The 17,684-nt window shown below is 37.0% G+C and carries 16 protein-coding genes; 12 read left to right on the top strand and 4 right to left on the bottom strand.

Annotated features, from left to right (window positions below; all coding sequences use genetic code 11):
* Positions 1-35: 35 nt before the first annotated feature.
* From WG906_RS08745 to WG906_RS08700, 11 genes are all read left to right on the top strand, one after another.
* Positions 36-371 (top strand): hypothetical protein, encoded by a 336-nt coding sequence (locus tag WG906_RS08745; protein ID WP_339992193.1) that lies wholly within the window; start codon positions 36-38, stop codon positions 369-371.
* Positions 372-460: 89 nt separating this feature from the next.
* Entirely contained in the window at positions 461-1,177 is a 717-nt protein-coding gene (locus tag WG906_RS08740) for an exonuclease/endonuclease/phosphatase family protein (protein WP_339992192.1), read from the top strand.
* A gap of 91 nt (positions 1,178-1,268) precedes the next feature.
* Positions 1,269-2,342 carry a VRR-NUC domain-containing protein gene (locus WG906_RS08735; RefSeq protein WP_339992191.1) on the top strand — a complete coding sequence of 358 codons (1,074 nt, stop codon included), beginning with the start codon at positions 1,269-1,271 and terminating at the stop codon, positions 2,340-2,342.
* Positions 2,343-3,668: 1,326 nt separating this feature from the next.
* On the top strand, positions 3,669-4,646 hold the full coding sequence (locus tag WG906_RS08730) for a COG2958 family protein (RefSeq protein ID WP_339992190.1): 978 nt from the start codon (positions 3,669-3,671) through the stop codon (positions 4,644-4,646).
* Between the two features lie 11 nt (positions 4,647-4,657).
* Positions 4,658-7,405 carry a class I SAM-dependent DNA methyltransferase gene (locus WG906_RS08725; protein WP_339992189.1) on the top strand — a complete coding sequence of 916 codons (2,748 nt, stop codon included), beginning with the start codon at positions 4,658-4,660 and terminating at the stop codon, positions 7,403-7,405.
* 149 nt (positions 7,406-7,554) lie between these two features.
* Positions 7,555-8,661, top strand: coding sequence for a GmrSD restriction endonuclease domain-containing protein (locus WG906_RS08720; RefSeq protein ID WP_339992188.1), 1,107 nt, complete (start codon positions 7,555-7,557; stop codon positions 8,659-8,661).
* Positions 8,609-9,202: a HEPN domain-containing protein gene (locus WG906_RS08715; protein WP_339992187.1), complete on the top strand. Its 594-nt coding sequence runs from the start codon at positions 8,609-8,611 to the stop codon at positions 9,200-9,202. The genes WG906_RS08720 and WG906_RS08715 overlap by 53 nt, the downstream gene beginning before the upstream one ends.
* 163 nt (positions 9,203-9,365) lie before the next feature.
* Positions 9,366-9,818, top strand: a complete 453-nt coding sequence (locus tag WG906_RS08710; protein ID WP_339992186.1) for a JAB domain-containing protein — start codon at positions 9,366-9,368, stop codon at positions 9,816-9,818.
* Positions 9,819-10,093: 275 nt separating this feature from the next.
* The gene (locus WG906_RS19460; protein WP_431844473.1) at positions 10,094-10,408 is read left to right on the top strand and encodes an Arm DNA-binding domain-containing protein; all 315 of its coding nucleotides are present in this window, start codon (positions 10,094-10,096) and stop codon (positions 10,406-10,408) included.
* A gap of 527 nt (positions 10,409-10,935) precedes the next feature.
* Positions 10,936-11,817 carry a hypothetical protein gene (locus tag WG906_RS08705; protein WP_339992185.1) on the top strand — a complete coding sequence of 294 codons (882 nt, stop codon included), beginning with the start codon at positions 10,936-10,938 and terminating at the stop codon, positions 11,815-11,817.
* 388 nt (positions 11,818-12,205) lie between these two features.
* Positions 12,206-12,652, top strand: coding sequence for a GNAT family N-acetyltransferase (locus tag WG906_RS08700; protein ID WP_339992184.1), 447 nt, complete (start codon positions 12,206-12,208; stop codon positions 12,650-12,652).
* 139 nt (positions 12,653-12,791) lie between these two features.
* Here WG906_RS08700 and WG906_RS08695 read toward each other — a convergent pair whose 3' ends face one another.
* Positions 12,792-13,925: a low temperature requirement protein A gene (locus tag WG906_RS08695; protein WP_339992183.1), complete on the bottom strand. Its 1,134-nt coding sequence runs from the start codon at positions 13,923-13,925 to the stop codon at positions 12,792-12,794.
* A 434-nt stretch (positions 13,926-14,359) separates the two neighbouring features.
* A complete protein-coding gene (locus tag WG906_RS19455) occupies positions 14,360-14,632 on the bottom strand; it encodes a hypothetical protein (protein WP_431844472.1) in 273 nt (90 codons plus the stop codon).
* Positions 14,633-15,150: 518 nt separating this feature from the next.
* On the opposite strand from WG906_RS19455, the gene WG906_RS08685 reads away from it, so the two are divergent.
* Positions 15,151-15,573: a PH domain-containing protein gene (locus WG906_RS08685; protein WP_339992181.1), complete on the top strand. Its 423-nt coding sequence runs from the start codon at positions 15,151-15,153 to the stop codon at positions 15,571-15,573.
* Between the two features lie 228 nt (positions 15,574-15,801).
* On the opposite strand, the gene WG906_RS08680 is transcribed toward WG906_RS08685, so the two are convergent.
* Positions 15,802-17,181 (bottom strand): exopolysaccharide biosynthesis polyprenyl glycosylphosphotransferase, encoded by a 1,380-nt coding sequence (locus tag WG906_RS08680; protein WP_339992180.1) that lies wholly within the window; start codon positions 17,179-17,181, stop codon positions 15,802-15,804.
* Between the two features lie 32 nt (positions 17,182-17,213).
* Entirely contained in the window at positions 17,214-17,675 is a 462-nt protein-coding gene (locus tag WG906_RS08675; protein WP_339992179.1) for a hypothetical protein, read from the bottom strand.
* Between the last annotated feature and the right edge of the window lie 9 nt (positions 17,676-17,684).

The following is a 17,684-nucleotide window of genomic DNA, read 5'->3' as shown; positions in this document are numbered from 1 at the left end:
TAACTTTAATCTATATACAATTTACAAGCTATTATATGTTCGACCATATAGAAAAACCCTGGCTAGATAAAGATGGAAAAGTGTCCATCGAATTTGTTCCTCTTGGTGAAAATCGAACAAATGCTCAGAAAACCTCATACATAGGGGTGGTGCGAAATTCGATCTCTTTTTCCAGTAGCATGCTCGACTTTAAAACTATTAGTACACAAGTCAATGAGAAAGAGTACCGAAGATCAGTTAGATTCCCATTGAAACATATCAAATATTTCGAGGTTGTGGAATTTTATAAACACAAGGATGACGCTGACCCACATGATTATACCCTTAGGCTTTATGTAGACATGGAAAATATGCCATCAGGTATTATGTAAACATGGAACTGGAGCAAATCTTACTTAGTTTTAAAACAATTCAATAGAAAAATACCTAATTCATTTACGATTACACTAATGCAACCCTATTGAAGATAATTACTTGGAATTGTAATGGTGCTCTTAGGAATAAGTTTGAGCATCTACATGACTTAAATGCTGACATATACATTGTGCAAGAATGTGAAAATCCAAGACAGGTTCATCATGAAAAGTACAATGCTTGGTCGAAAAATCATTTATGGATTGGGGATACAAGGAACAAAGGCCTAGGGATATTTGCGTCAGAAGACGTCAAGCTATCTACTCTAAATTGGAGTAATGCATTCAAAGATCATACAGTAAAGCACTTTCTGCCTTGCTCCATAGATCACAAATTCAATTTATTAGCAGTATGGACCCATCAAAATAATTCGCCGAACTTTGGATACATTGGTCAATTTTGGAAGTACCTCCAAGTAAACAAACAGAATTTCACCAATACACTTATTGCTGGTGACTTCAATAGCAATGTTGTTTGGGATGAATGGGATCGGTGGTGGAATCACTCAGATGTTATACGAGAGTTAGAAGAGATTGACATAGTAAGTTTATATCATACGTTTACTAATGAGGAACAAGGTAGAGAGACAAAACCCACCTTTTATATGCATCGAAAGCTTGAAAGACCTTACCATATAGATTTCTTTTTTGGAAGTAAAGGAATATCTGATAATCTTATAAACTTGGAAATTTCTGATATAGATCAATGGTTGAAGTTGAGTGACCATTTACCAATGATTTGTGAGTTTAGAAGTCAACCTTAAATATTAAGAGGATTTATATTAAAAGTTTAGATTACCTTTTAAAGGTAAAGTCTGCATAAAGATTAAACATATACTATATCTATATACCCCCATGATAGAAAAATGTCCTGTTAAGCATCATTCATTTATAAAGTGGTCAGGACTACCATTAAGGAATACTTATGGAGGAAAACCGGTGATTGACTACAAAGGCCAACCCTTATTTGCTGAATTGGTTGCACTCCAGATTTATAAAGAACTTGGCTATGATGGAGTTTGGGTTGATACATATAGCAAGAAGTATAGAATTGGGTTACTTGACGATACTGATCCAGTTCAATTGCCTAATGAAATTAATGCCAAGCTACAAGATATCATAACGGTTAACAAAAGCTCGAAAGGCGTGTGGGATCTGCTGTTATGGAAAGATGGGGATTTGAAGTTTGTTGAGCTTAAACGCAAGGGTAAAGATTCTATTAGACCAACACAGATTCAATTTCTTGACTCCGCCTTGCGATGTGGCTATCAAGTGCAACACTTCGAGATTATTGAATGGGAATTAACCTCACCTATGAACTCACTAGAAAAAATAGCTGCGATTCTTAAAACTGGCGAAGAACGACTCAAATACAATGGCGTTAATACAAAATACGCTTTACTTGATTTTTGGAAATGGAGTGTCTCGGATATATTGAGCAATGCGACACGAGGTCGATTTGCTGAATTTATTGTGGCAACTGCTTGTAATATTGATATAAGACAAATCAGAGATGAGTGGAGTGCGTACGATTTAGAAACATCTGATGGGATAAAGATAGAAGTTAAATCTGCTGCCTATATTCAATCATGGTTCCAAAGTAGCCTATCGAAGATATCGTTTAGTACAAAAGCTTCTCTTGCGTGGGATAGTCTCACCAATATCCAATCTACAGTTAAAAGCAGGAGTGCAGATGTTTACGTGTTTTGTTTACTCCATCACGATATAAAGCACACAGTAGATCCGTTGGATTTAAACCACTGGGAATTTTATGTTTTATCCACAGCAGAACTTAATAATTACACTAGAAGTCAGCATTCGATTAGCTTGAAATCTCTGAGAGGTTTAACCTCTGCAATCCAATATGATCAATTGGATGGAGAAATTAAATCAAAATATGCTCGATATAACAGAATGGATGAAACATAGTTATCGTAATCACCTGAGAAGAATTTAGTGCCAGCACTAACTGGTACTTGAAATGGCATTTGTTACTAACGCTAAGAGGGTAGGAGAATTTAATACCCTAAATAGAAGTAACTTAATGAGGGCAAATCACCTTGGATAATAGCAGCCGTTTACCTCTCCAATGTTTTATACCGACTCGCAGGCTGCTCGCGAAGCCAGGGTTTTTCCTTCCCTCCAGGTAACGTTTGCGTCCCTTAACTTCTTCTAATAATTAGTATATTTGACTATGGACACAAACGCCGCTATAGCTATTTTCTTTGCAATTCTTATGGCATTTGACCTTGTTGGGGCTAGTAGACGGGTTCTTAAGCATTTTGGGAAATCTCATTAATTGAGTCCAGTTAAAACGCTACATCTATTCATTTATTTATTTTCCAGACTTGCTGCTTTAATATTAACAATGAGATATTGTCTCAACTCGCAGGACTGCTCGCTCTAAAAATTGGAATGTCGAAAAAATATTTGAATTTATTGAGAAACACCCTATACAATGTTAACATTTTTCGCATATTCGTTCCGGAGAAACCAACCTAAGCTTCTATATAAAACCAACCCAGCATTGAGGAAGGAATTAAACGGATTACTTATAGCCGAGCTAACAGGTATAGTTCAATTTTACGATAACTCAACTCTGAGAAATTTACTTATTAACTGTTTCTCCAAAAGAATTCTAGACAAATTATTGAGATATGAAAATAATGACCAAGCTTAAAAACCTTCTATTATACCTCATTACAGCCTCTCCAATACTCTTAATTGTGATAATGACACTCTATTATTACTTTCGGAAATAACGCTCAAAAAAGTTTTAAAATTCGCTGTATAAAACAAATATTGTGGACTGTTTAAACTGTCAATTACCCAGCCTCTTCGTGTTGGACATTTGGTTTGCCTGAAGCGAATACTTGGATCTGACATCAACGGACTAATATGCTTATGAGGGTGACCGTGATTTGCAGTTTAATACCGATTAGGCATCTTGTGATTGTGGTTTCACCCTTAAATAACTACTGGGAATTGTAACACTACTCTACCCTTCGAGCTTTGAAGAGACATAAAGCTCTTTCCTAGTGGGGAGATTTTCTATTTACCCATATTAATGACATAATTCGTAATAAATCTCCCTGCCGCAACCTCTAAACCCAAGCAAGTACTCGAATTCAATGCTCTCTCGGCTAGACCTTGTTCTCCACTCGCAGGCTAGGCTCGCGAAGGAAGAATAATGCTCGTTGCATGTTTGAGAGAAGTGATTATCTTTAGAGAATTACAATACATCTAAAAATCATAATGACAATTAAAGAAGCCATCTTACTAAGTCTTGAAGACATTAAAGCAGTCTGCAATTACTCTGAAATCTATAATCACATACTAGCTAAAGGTTATTATGACTTCAAGGATGCAAAAACACCTGCATCAACCATTTCAGCTTTTCTTGGGGACTTCATCAGAACAGGCGATTCTAGAGTTAAGAGAATAAAAGGCACTGGGGGGACTTTCTCTTATTACCTAACGAAGAATGAGCAACTTATCGGGATTGAAACTCTGGAACTAACACCTCCCGAAGTCAGAAAAGCTACTAAAATGGGATATGACGAGCGAGATTTACATATGCTTCTAAGTTCCTTTTTGAAAAATACCGATGTTTACTCGAAGACCATTTTCCATGAGCAATCGCTTAATAGTAAAGATAGCCACCAAAAGTGGATACATCCTGATATGGTTGGAATTCAGTTTTTGCAATTACAGACTAAAGCAAGTCAGACCTTCCTTAAAGCAATAAACAGAGTAGATACCTTCAAAATCACATCTTATGAAGTTAAGAAAGAAATTAACTCTGACTATGAACTGAAGAAATGCTTTTTCCAAGCCGTTTCGAATTCGAGCTGGGCTAATTACGGTTATTTAGTAGCTTTTGAGATTAGTGATAGCTTGAACGATGAAATGGAGCGATTAAATCAATCCTTTGGAATTGGAATCATTGAACTCAAAGCTAACCCATTTGAAAGCAAGATATTATTTCCAGCTAAGCATAAAGAACTTGACTTTAAAACAATAGACAAGCTTTGCAGAATCAATAAGGATTTCGAACGCTTCATTGAACAAACCGAAAAGCTAATGACTGCAAGTGAGAAATATATTCGTGCGACAGAAAAAGAACTTGAAGAGTTCTGCGATGATTATATAGCTACAGATACCGAGATTGAAGCTTATTGCAATTCTAAGCATATTCCTATTGAAAAAACCTCACAAATGATGATGGCTTAATCTTGTAAAACATGGCATTAAGTTGGAATGAAATAAAAGACAGAGCAGTTGCTTTCTCTAAAGAATGGGAAGATACTTTTAATGAAGAAGCAGAAGCTAAGCCCTTCATAGAAGCTTTTTTTAACATCTTTGGAATTACCCGTAAACGTGTCGGAACCTTCGAACATCGAGTTAAAAAGCTTAGTGAAGCAGATGGATATATAGACTTGCTATGGAAAGGTAACATTCTTATAGAAATGAAAAGCAAGGGTAAAAACCTTGATAAAGCATTCACCCAGGCTAAGGAATACATTCACGGAATTAAAGAACACGAACTACCTAAATACATTCTTGTATCTGATTTCGAGAATTTCAGATTATTCGACACTGAAGAGAATAAAACACTCGAATTCAAACTAAAAGACCTTGTGCATAACGTACAGCATTTTAGTTTCATCGCTGGTTACCAAAAACGCATTTATAAAGAGCAAGATCCTGTTAATATAAAGGCTGCTGAATTAATGGGCAAGCTTCATGATAGACTAGAAGAGATTGGTTATGAAGGACATCCTTTAGAGGTTTACCTTGTAAGAATTCTATTCTGTTTGTTTGCCGAAGATACTACCATCTTTGAAAAGCAGCAGTTTCAAAACTATATAGAAGAACGAACCAACGAAGATGGTAGTGATTTAGCCTCCAAAATCCAGGAGCTTTTCCAAACATTAAATACTCCACACGATAAACGTTTTAAAAACATAGATGAACAGCTAAATGGCTTCCCTTATGTTAATGGCAAGCTTTTCGAGGAATCTTTGCCATCTGCAAGTTTTGATTCAGCTATGCGGAAATCCTTATTGGAATGTTGTTATATAGATTGGAGCAAAATCTCTCCTGCTATATTTGGGTCTATGTTTCAAAGTGTAATGAACCCCAAGGAACGTAGGAATCTTGGAGCACACTACACTAGTGAGAAGAATATACTGAAACTGATAAAGCCTTTGTTTCTTGATGAACTATGGCAAGAGTTTGAAAGCATAAAAACAAACAAGAACAAGTTAGCAGAATTCCACAAGAAGCTGAGTAAGCTAAAGTTTCTCGACCCTGCATGTGGTTGTGGTAACTTTTTAGTCATTACCTATAGAGAACTCAGGTTACTTGAAATCGAAATACTTCGGGCTTTAAATAAGGGAGGTCAAGGCTTTCTAGATGTAAGAGAAATTATCTGGTTGGACGTCGATATGATGTGCGGGATTGAATATGAAGAGTTCCCTGCCAGAATTGCTGAGGTTGCTATGTGGTTGATGGATCACCAGATGAATATGCTGATAAGCAACGAGTTTGGACAGTACTTTGTGAGGTTGCCTCTGAAGAAGGCTGCTAATATTGTACATGGCGATGCATTGGAGATAGACTGGAATGATGTCGTTTCTAAAGAAAACCTCTCATTCATACTAGGCAACCCTCCATTTATAGGTTCTAACATAATGAATACTCTACAAAGGGCTCAGATTGTAAATCAGTTTATGAGAATGCAGGGTAGCGGTGTACTAGATTATGTAACTGGTTGGTACATTAAATCTGCTCAATATATTGAAGGAACCAGAATTAAAGTAGCGTTTGTTTCTACTAACTCAATTGTCCAGGGTGAGCAAACTAGTCTATTATGGTCTCAAATGCAAAAGTACAATATCAAGATACACTTTGCACATACCACTTTCAGATGGAAGAATGAGGCTAAGGGGAACGCAGCTGTGTACTGTGTTATTGTTGGCTTTGCAAATTATGAGGCATCCAAAAAAGTTCTTTTTGAGTACGAAGATATAAAAGGCGAACCCCATGAAGTAGTAGCTAAAAATATCAACCCTTATTTAATAGATGCTAGAGACATATTGATTGATAAAAAGTCAAACCCCATTTGTAAAGTCCCTCATATATTCAAAGGCAATCAACCAACTGATGGTGGTTACCTCATAATGAATGAAGAGGAAAAAGCACACTATCTATTAAAGGAACCAGCAGGGGAAAGGTTTATTAAGCGCTTAGTTAGCGGACGAGAATATCTGAATGGCATTAATAGATATTGCTTTTGGATTCTGGATTCATTCAGTGAAATTCAAAAGTTGCCAGAGTTGCATGCTAGGATATCGAAAGTACGAGAAATGAGATTAAATAGTTCGTTCCCTGATACACGTACACTCGCTGAACGTCCATTTCAATTTAGAGACTTAAGGAACCCAGATTCGTTTATCGTGATTCCCGCTACGACTTCGGAAAATAGAAAATACATACCTTTTGGCTTTCTTGATGAAAACTACATTCCAAGTAATAGCATATATTTAATCGCTGATGCAACACTATTTCATTTCGGAGTCTTAACCTCTAAGATGCATATGACATGGGTTAAATATATTTGTGGTCGTCTGAAAAGCGATTTTAGATATTCTAAAGATATAGTCTACAATAATTTCCCTTGGCCCGAGGCGCCAAGTAATAAGCATTTAAAGTATATTGAAGAAGCGGCACAGAGTGTATTGAATGTTCGAAGGAACTTTGAGAATGTGTCATTGGCCCAGCTATATGACCCGCTTTCCATGCCACCAGCCTTAGTATCCGCACATAATAACTTAGACAAAACTGTCGACCTCTGTTATCGCCCTCAAACTTTTTCTAGTGAGGCTAAGAGAATGGAGTTCCTTTTTGAACTCTATGAGAAATACACCGCGGACCTGTTTAGTAAGGAAAAGCCAAAGAAGAGTAAAGTTAAGGAGGTTGAGGTTTAGACAAAACATAAACAGGGGGTTATAATAACCCTTTTGAATTATTTTGTCTACCGTTTCAGCTGGAAATTATGGTGCGGAACGATTGACTTTATTAACTTTGGTTAGAACTTCAAATTAAATCAAGCCTATCAATTAGAATGAGCGACTTAATGCCAGATAACGAACTACAAGATGAAGAAATCATTGATGTAGATGAAACACAAGAAACCGAGCCTATTGTAGTATACGATATCTCCAATTACGGAGTTGACTACGATGTTGAAGGGTTAGTGAAAAGGCTTCAAAGAGGAGATATTTTTATTCCACCATTCCAGCGTGATTATGTTTGGAATCAGGCAGAGGCTTCACGTCTTATTGAATCATTATTACTTGGATTACCCATCCCAGGAGTCTTCCTTGCAAAGGATACAGATTCAAACCGGTTGTCTGTAATTGATGGGCAACAACGTCTGAAATCTTTACAGTTCTATTTCAACGGCTTTTTCAATCCTAAGAAAGAGGACACGAGAAAACGTGTTTTTAAACTATTGAAAGTCCAACCTCAGTTTGAGGGAAAGACTTATGAGGAACTCAACGAAGAAGATAAAATCAATTTGAATGATTCCATTATTCACGCGACTATTATTAAACAGGAAACCCCGAGTGATGATAATACAAGTATCTATCACGTCTTTGAAAGGCTCAATACTGGCGGACGAAAACTTACATCACAAGAAATTAGAACAGCGATTTACGGTGGTAAGCTAAACTCGTTAATAGATGACCTTAATGATTTTCCCGCATGGCGAGAACTGTTTGGAAAGAGAAACAATCGTCTTAAGGACCAGGAAATGATTTTGCGATTCTTTGCAATCTATTACCGATTGGAATCGTATTCGAAACCAATGAATGAATTCATGAATAAATTTAATCTTAGATATAAAAATCCATCTGATGACCAGATTGAAAAGATGTCGGAATTATTCAAGAAGACCGTTCAGAGCATTTACGATTATTTCGGCAAGAATGCTTTTAGACCTGACAGGGTCTTTAACACTGCGGCTTTTGAGGTTTTAATGAACGGGATTGCCAAACAAATAGATAAGAAAAATGATATAGACGTCTCTATACTAGCTAAAGAGATTAATATTTTATACTCGGACTCTGAATTTGTAGATTCTATTACACGGGCGACATCAGATGAAAAAGTTGTAAAGAGACGCCATGAGCTTTTTGACGAATTCCTCAGTAAATATGTTTCAAAATCTAGAGCTTAATCGACAGCATAAGCGAATTCAGAATCTTATTGAGCAAGCCAAAAGCAGATTTGAGCCTGACGATGAACTTCAGTCGCATTTAGCTAAATATATTTGCGTAGTATGTTCTGGATTTTTAGAAAATGCGATGTTTCAAATACTAAATGACAAGGTTTGTCGAGAGACAGAATGTGAGGTCTTGTTGTCATATATGAAGGTGCATTTATTGAAAATACAGAATCCGAACAGTAACAAGATTCGAGAAGTTGTAAAGTCTTTTAGTTTAGAATGGCATGATAAGCTGAGTGAATTTTTAAGAGAAGAGGACAGAGCATCGGCGATCAACTATATTATAACAGACCGCCATAACATCGCTCATGGTAAGGATTCAGAGATTACAATAGGAAAGATTGAAGTTTACTTTAAGAGGATTGTGGATGTGTTTTCATTCATGGAGAACCTACTAGTGCTGCAACCTCCCTTGGTAGAAGCTTCAAGTGACATTCTAGTGGGCCCGCCCACGAAGGATACATTTACTAGACTAAACAGAAAGATGGTATAACAATCAATTATAATTAATCACAAAGTTAAGCTTTAGGCTACTGAAGCGTCCAAAAGATTGCCGAGCATAAACCCACATAACCTTCCCACAATCCATTTATATCGTTTCCTTTTGGACTTGATTGCCTAAAGCTCAGAGGAGTTCCAAATTAAATCAAACGAATATGGAACAACCATTTGAAGTTGCCGAAGTGCAACTAATCTACAAGTCAAAAGTTAAAGCATCTGAAAGACCTCAGATTACAAAGTCAGCAGACTCGTTCTTAGTCTTTAAGAAGCACTGGAATTTAGAGACGATAGACTTTCTAGAGCATTTCAAAGTGATGCTTCTGAACCGTGCTAATAGAGTGCTTGGCATTATTGAAATAAGTACTGGTGGAATGGCGGGGACTGTTGCAGATCCAAAGGTGATATTTGCTGCTGCTTTAAAAAGTGCTGCAAGTAGTATTATCCTAGCTCATAATCATCCAAGTGGGAATCTGAAACCGAGTCAGGCTGATATCAACTTAACCAGGAAGTTAAAGAGTGGAGGGGAGCTGTTGGATATTGGGGTGTTAGATCATTTGATAATAACTTCCGAGGGATATTACAGTTTCGTAGATGAGGGGTTGATATAATCATTCCTTCATTTTAACTTTACCAGATAATTAATTTAATCTTTAATTGAGTCAGGCTGCATGCACAATGCATGTACATGTAAAATCGAAGGACGAAATGTTGATTTGGAAGCTGAGGATGCTGTTAGTCGCCTTCATGCCATGCAAGCGCTCTAGCCAGCTGAGCTAATCCCCCATTGAGGGCGTAAAAGTAGTAAAAAGAGACCAAGGTGCAAATAATAGTTGTAAATAAGCTTTAAAGGGGGTTGTCGCACCACAAGTGAACTAATGCTTCGATAGCAGCTTGTATTTCACTTCTGATCCGGTTAGTCCTTTTTCTTAATTCTGCACGTAAAAAGCATGTAAAAAATACTGCAACCTGGGCCACAAGTTTAATCAAAGTAATATCGGTAAAAATCATCCTAGAAACACGTAAACCAACGACTGACGGCACATTTCGTGTCTATTTTCAAATCTGCTATGATCGAAAAACCAGAACAAGAAGCAGTAAAATTTATGTTAAGCAAGATCATTGGAATGATGAAAAGAAAGAGATTAAGAAATCGCACTCAGAATCGAAGCTTTTAAATCAGAAGCTTCGCCTCAGATAGGCCTCCAATTCCAGCGAAAATCTTGAACCTGCTACTAACTCATTAAAAGCCTACTGATCGAAATGATGAATTTAAATAAATTTTATTTCCGAATCGTTCCTGAAGTATCTTTTAAGATTGGCATTTTACTACCTATAGTATCTATGTGTACGCTGGGTATACGACTTCGGCTAGTATCCATTCGTTTAACAGCACTTGAATCATTTACAATAGCTGGATCATTTGTTCTCCCACAAGACGCTAGTATTGATATTAGGAAGCTGTAAAAAATCATGTGTTTCATACTTAAGATTGGCAATTAATCGGTAACCAATTCTAATATAAAAAAGAAATCATCTACTATTTAATCACATACGATGTTGTTCTCTTGGAAAGAACATTCATGTTACAGAATTACATGTTATTATCAAAGCCTAGGGTTAATCACTGGGCTTTCGTTTACAAATTGTAAAAAATTATCACGCTAATTGCTATATTTATTCATAAGTAGAAACTATCATTTCTATTAAATTTGGCATTGGCTAACTATGATAATTAGAGTATCCTTTTACTTAATCCTGGTCATATCTCCGCCAATTACACTTTCACAAACGCTGGATAATGCTGAATTGAAGAGAATGTATGAAGAGGACCAAAGTTCAAGAAATGTTTCTGGAATAGATTGGAATCAACTTAGCAAGGATGATAAACAGAGGCAGCAGCGATTGCAAGAGCTCATTGCGGCAGACCAACTGATCACAGGTAAAGATTTTTATCGGTCAGCCATGTTATTTCAGCATGGAGAAGATTCTATCGCCTATGGAATGGCAATAAAACATATGAGAAAAGCAATTTTGTTAGATTCAACTATAAGTAAATGGTTGCTCGCTGCCGCAATTGACAGAGAATTAATGAGTAGAGCGCAAGCACAGATCTATGGCACTCAGTATGTCAAAAATGGAACATTCAATGCGAAATGGAAGAGGTACAGGATCGACACAACCAAAGTGACTGATGAAGAAAGGCTGTATTATGGAGTAGAAACCCTTAATGAACAGAAGGAGAAAGAGCGATCTATGAACCTGGCTTCAGTAACTGATTTTAATCAATTCTCATCAAGTATTGAAAGCACTATATTGTTAATTCAAACAGAGAAAGAGAAGGGAGTAGAGGGCACATATAACGTATCGGAGAATACAATTAACAGATTCGGATATGAGTTACTAGCCTCTGGAAAAACTGATGAGGCATTGAAGGTCTTTAGAGTTAATACCAAATTGTATCCATTGGCATTCAATACTTGGGATAGTCTGGGAGAGTGTTTATTGAGAATGAAGAGAAGTGAAGAAGGAATGGCTGCGTACAAGAGGTCGCTGGAATTAAATCCTAAAAATGGCAATGCGATAAAAGTGCTAAGTACGCAGAAATAAAATTTGGCACTATATAAAAAATGAATTAGTCGGTGAGCTCTTTCAAATTTCCTTGATTTCATAATCCAGAGGAATTAGAGCGGTTTAGCATGGAACAAACTGTTTTTTTGGAATTGTTGGCTTATAAAGAATCAGCTTGTTTCTTTAAAAGTTACTGAGTTGAGTCTGGCTGAAGCTGAATTACACTTGCGCTTCGTTGATCTTTTAATTTCTATATTCGAAAATATTTGCCATTCAGTCACCGTTACCTCGCCAGTTTTAGGTGTATTACGGCAACTTTGTGGCGTATATATACTAGTTAGCGGTCAGGCTAATGCGACACAACGTAAACAAATAGTTGACAGTTTAGGACAAACCAAGGACAGAAAAAAACTGAACGAATTAAATTATGATTATTAGAGAAGCTAAAATATACGACATAAAACAAATTCAAATCGTAAGAAATTCTGTAACAGAAAATACTTTGTCAAATCCTAACCTGGTGACAGACGAAGATTGTGAAGAGTTTATTACCAAAAGAGGAAAAGGATGGGTTTGTGAAATTGACGAACAAATTGTGGGTTTTGCAATTGCTGACTTAAAAGAAAACAATATTTGGGCGTTATTTTTAGACCCGAAATTTGAGAAACAAGGTATTGGTCAACTATTACACAAAACTATGTTGGACTGGTACTTTACACAGACGAAGGAAAAAGTTTGGTTAGGAACAGCTTTTAATACAAGAGCAGAACAGTTTTATAGAAAAGCAGGTTGGACAGAAGTTGGAACACACGGAACAAAGGAAATTAAATTCGAAATGACATATAATGACTGGACAAAAAGCCCGAACTGCTAACACGGGCTACAAAGAAATGCTGGTTTGTAGGTTAGGAAAGCTTCTTCTCCCAACTTACCTTTGTCTTGGGTGAACGCTGGTCGGCTTCGATGGCGCACTTCTTGTAGCCCGAAACCGTTGTGCGCAAGCCTATATATCTTTATTCTTTCGAAACATACTCAGATATATCCTTGGTTAGGGTAAACTTGAAATTGGCCAAAGTGTAATACAGCATACCAATTGTAAATCCAACAAGCGCATATTCTATTTTTGGCAAAAAGGTAGATCCGATAGTTATAAAAATACATACTAATGTATTAATTGTCATATTTCTACGGAAGGGGGGAAGAAAAACAACATAAGCGGTTTGTTTTCCGATGTAAAAAAAGCTCATTCCCGTAATCGCCAGAATTCTAAACTCATTCTTATTTAGATCATTTAAAATTGCATGTCGAATCACATTAGCTAGAATCACAAAACCTATAGCTAAAAACAAGTGGGAATATAACATCGGAAACCCGTTGGTCATAGATTTAATCCGCTCCATGACATAAATACTATCATAATATATCCACCAAATAAGGCCAATCATAATAAAACCCGTAATTGCTGCCACAATACTTAAAATGTCCCAATTGATATTTCTTAAAGTACCTGTAAGGCTGATAACAGATTCTCCTAGAAGGATTAATGAAAGTAATCCTACTCGTTCTACCAGATGTTCGCGGTGGACTGGTTTTAGTTTTTCCGAATTTCGCTTACTTACAATATAAATACCGAGCATTTCAACTAGAATTCCGGAAACCAAAATAATTTCCCTTAACGGAGTTTCAATGAAAACGGAAATAGCAGAAATTCCCGTGCCGAAAAGAATTATCAAGCCACTTTTCCGAGCATAACTTATAGAGTGCAAGCCTTGATTAGATGCTCTAAAAAATAAAGACACCAATATTAACTTTATAACCGCATAAAAACAAACAAAGGCAGGATAGTCCTGAAAAAGATCATCTCCGAAAAAAGCAGACATGATTATCATGAAGAACATAATTGTAAGACTTAAGATTCTTTCAGGCCTACTATCATCACTGAATCGATTGGAAAATAAGGTATGTATGATCCAGATCCACCAGATGACTAAAAATTGTAAAGGGAATAGCCAAAGCTGTTCAGGAACCAAATGGTTGTCATGTGTATGCGCCAGAGGATGAGTTACTACTCCAATGCTTGATACAAAAACAAGGTCGAAGAATAGTTCGAGCCAGGTAGCATGTCGATTTTTTAGAAAATATTCCAAATATTCAAATTTCAGGATTTACTTTTAATGAAATTGTAAACGGCTTTTCCTTCAGGAACCAAATGACCTTCCTGGACAACCTGCATACTTGTTACCATTAGTCTATTGCCTAAATGTACTAAATTATCTTTAACGATAAGATCAATAGTTGCCAATTAATCTTCTTTAGAAATAAAATTAGCAATTCCAACCATTCCACCTACTGAATCCATTATTAGACCAATAACGCCACGGTGCCAATTGCTTCTTCGAATGTCTCCCACAAATTCCTCCCTGTGAGTACTGGCTGAACCGAAAAACCAAAGGTGGACAAATGAAAGCGCTAAAATATTAATGGAAAAATGTTTAGCAAATTCTAAAGCAATGGCACTAAATATCCTGATTTGACTAAAGAGTATTGTGAATGTTCAACTGCAAAGTGTACCGACCCCTTATTAGTTGGACAAAAGTAATGAACTAGTTGTGTAATATTTGTTGATATTCGCTGGTAATTCGGCGGCCATTTCAGTGATATCTTGACGTTCCTTTTTTTCTGCTCTTTTATGCTCGGTTATGTGAATATTCTGCTTCCACTTTTGTAGCGGAGTCATACCAATGTTTCGGTGCCTTCTTCTGCTATCGTACCAGTTTCGATGTGCCGCCAGCGTATGTTTAGCGTGGTAAAAGCTGTCGAATTCAATTCGGTCAACAACTTCCCGCTGAATGATGCTGTGGAAAGCTTCAATATAAGAGTTTTCTTCAGGTGTGGCAATATGGGTAAACTCCTGATTGGCTTCTGCTGTTCTGAGATACTGCTTAACATTATTAGCGATGAACTGTAAGCCGTTATCATTCCGAATGGTTACTCCCTTAATTCCATACTGCTGATTGATTCTTCTGAAAGCGTTAATTACATCAATCTGCCTGATGCTCTTCTGGAAGATTTGATCGACCGTTTTACGGGAGAATACATCCAGAATGGTTAGCAGATAATAATTTGGGGATCATTCAAATTAGTTCTGGTGAGATAACTGGAATTATCGCAGATCCCAAGAAATTTCTTTTAAAGAGTGGCCAAATGCCTGTGTTTTAAAGAATTGGGACGTCTGAGGGGAATTAATGACAGACCTGCCGGTTAAGAATAATTGAAACTTCTGAAATGTGAAACAATTTTATACACTTTTCGTAGACAGCACGACTTAATCTAAATTTCTTTAAATTATTCATCTCTCTAACATTAATGTTTATGGCATTCTTTAGTAAATATCCCAGTACCGATATCGAAATAACAACAAAGCAAATTATTCTGGAATACGGCAGTATACTGGTCGAAAATGAAAAAATAGAGAAAGCCGTTAAAATAGAAAGGGATAAGTTAATTTGTACTAATTACAGAATACTACTCATAACGCTACGTAAGAACGGTAAATATGAATTTCTCTCGGTTCCGTATTCAAGTATTAAAACCTTTTCCATGGTAGGCGACTCTGTAAATGATGTAAATGCAGAGTTAAACATTTGGATAATAAATGCAGTTAAGCCGATAACAACAAGATTCAGAAACAGCCAAAGTGCCCGGGATATATATCAAATTGTCGGTAAATACATTTTCGCAGGTGATCCTGTTAATGAAGACCTTATTTTAAGTTTTCCCAAAACAAATGGATGAGCCTAAAACTATTTGCTTTTTTTTTCATCTGACTCCAAATGTGACTATGCATGGCAAATGCCCATGGGATAAGCGAGGGTGCTGACTTGTTTGTTGTTCGGGTTTCATAGAGCCCCTTAGACACAAATTAAGTTCAGTTCCCGCGCGTATTGCGATTATCACCTACTGAAAAGGGTAGGGACAAACCCGGTTATTTCTTAATATATCTACACGATTGCGTCTTCGACGCTAGTAGGCATTTTTTTCTCCTCTAATGATATTGATTATAGTCATGAAAATGATTCTTACATCAAGCATCGCTGACCAGTTCTCCATATACCATATATCATGCTCCACACGCTTCTCCATCAATTCCTGCTCTTTAGTTTCCCCTCTGAAACCGTTAACCTGTGCCCATCCGCTTATTCCGGGCTTCAAAAACTGACGGACCATATACTTGTCTATTAATTTTCGGTACTGTTCGGTATGGCTCACCATATGCGGCCGCGGCCCATTAACACTCATATGACCCAGCAACACGTTAAAAAATTGTGGCAGCTCATCAAGACTTGTCCTTCGCATAAACTTTCCCAGGGAAGTGATGCGATCGTCATGTTTACTAGCCTGACGTTTATCGCTATCCGTGTTTAATCTCATGCTTCTGAACTTGTAACACCAAAAAGGATTATTATCTCGTCCGGTTCTAAGCTGTTTAAACAAAACTGGTCCGGGACTTTGTAATTTTATCAAAAGTGCCAGAATCGGATAAAGCCAGCTGAAAATGAATAGAATCACAATTAAGCTGAATACGACATCGAAAATGCGTTTTTTAAACCTGTTCTCTATTTCTTCGAGCGGCGCTTTTCGAGCGCAAATAATCGGGAAACCTCCCATATTTTCTATTTGAAAGATTCCGTGCCCCGAAGTGAGTACTGGAACGAATTTCAAGCGTAAACATTCCTTTTCAGCAGCAATCATTAAATTTGGCATTTCACTTAGCCTTTCGGGAGTTAATGAGACATAGACCTCCTTTACACCCATTTCACTGGCTTTACGAAAGGGAATTGATGATGACAATAATTCCCCGGTGTTGTCAACTGAAAATCCCTCTTCATCCAAAAAACCAACAAAGTTGATACTGCTCTGCTTTTCCAGATATGCGGATAATTCTATTCCGTCCTGGTTCAACCCAATAATAGCTACCGCTTTACGAACATCAACATGAGTGATAAAAAAATCGTGCAGGGCGGTGCCTGTAAATCTGCTTAACAAAAAGCCAAATACAATTAATGAATAGAAGCAAACGATAAATTCTTTCGCTAAGGGCGCTTTACTGAAAAAGAAGAGATAGGATAAAAACAAGAAAGCGTGTAAAGCAATGCTGCGCCAGCTGGCCCTGTAAATCAGCTCAATCCTGAATATGATTTCCTCACTATATAATCTGAATAATAGGGTAGTTATAAACCAAATGAGGTTACATATTACAATATCTTGAATCGAGACCGGATTCTCTAGATAATTACCAATTTTGGCGGAAAGGTGGAATCCGACAAATAAACTTAAATTAAACAGCACAAGGTCACTAATTGCGAGTATGCCGCGTAATACATAAAGATAAGGGGTTTTCATATTTTTTTATTAAGTAGATTAATATTGTGACCTTATGCGGTCAGGTTATCAGATGCATTGATGTTTTTGGATCCCAACGAGGCTAATGCTGTGGCTGGCAGGAACTGTCTTAAGGCTCTGGCAGTAACCCGGCTCGAGATAAAAGACATACCAATAAGTGGAACCAATGATGCTAAAAACTCGATCGGAAATGATGATGGATTAAGTAACAGATAAGCCGAAAACAAGCCTACATATAAGCAGATAGTTCGTAAGGTGGATCTGTAAATTTTGCCAGGTTGCCGAAAGCTTTGCAGCGTGTACATTCCAAATATGGCAGAGCAGATCAGCCAAAGAATGTTGCTGCCCCAAATGTTGCCAAAGTAAACTGTTTGATCTACATCTACAAGAAATTTGTTAGTAAGAAGGTAGCCAAAAAAGTGCGACATGTTGAGCAAGAGAATATCGCTCAGGGCCAGAATGAATAGTAAAGTAAAAAGTAAAGGTTTCTTCATAAAATATTG

The sequence above is a fragment of the Pedobacter superstes genome, assembly GCF_037622515.1.
In the GTDB taxonomy this organism is placed as follows: Bacteria; Bacteroidota; Bacteroidia; order Sphingobacteriales; family Sphingobacteriaceae; genus Paradesertivirga; species Paradesertivirga superstes.
Note: the sequence above shows the minus strand (reverse complement) of the source record. Positions and strands in the feature narration are given on the sequence as shown.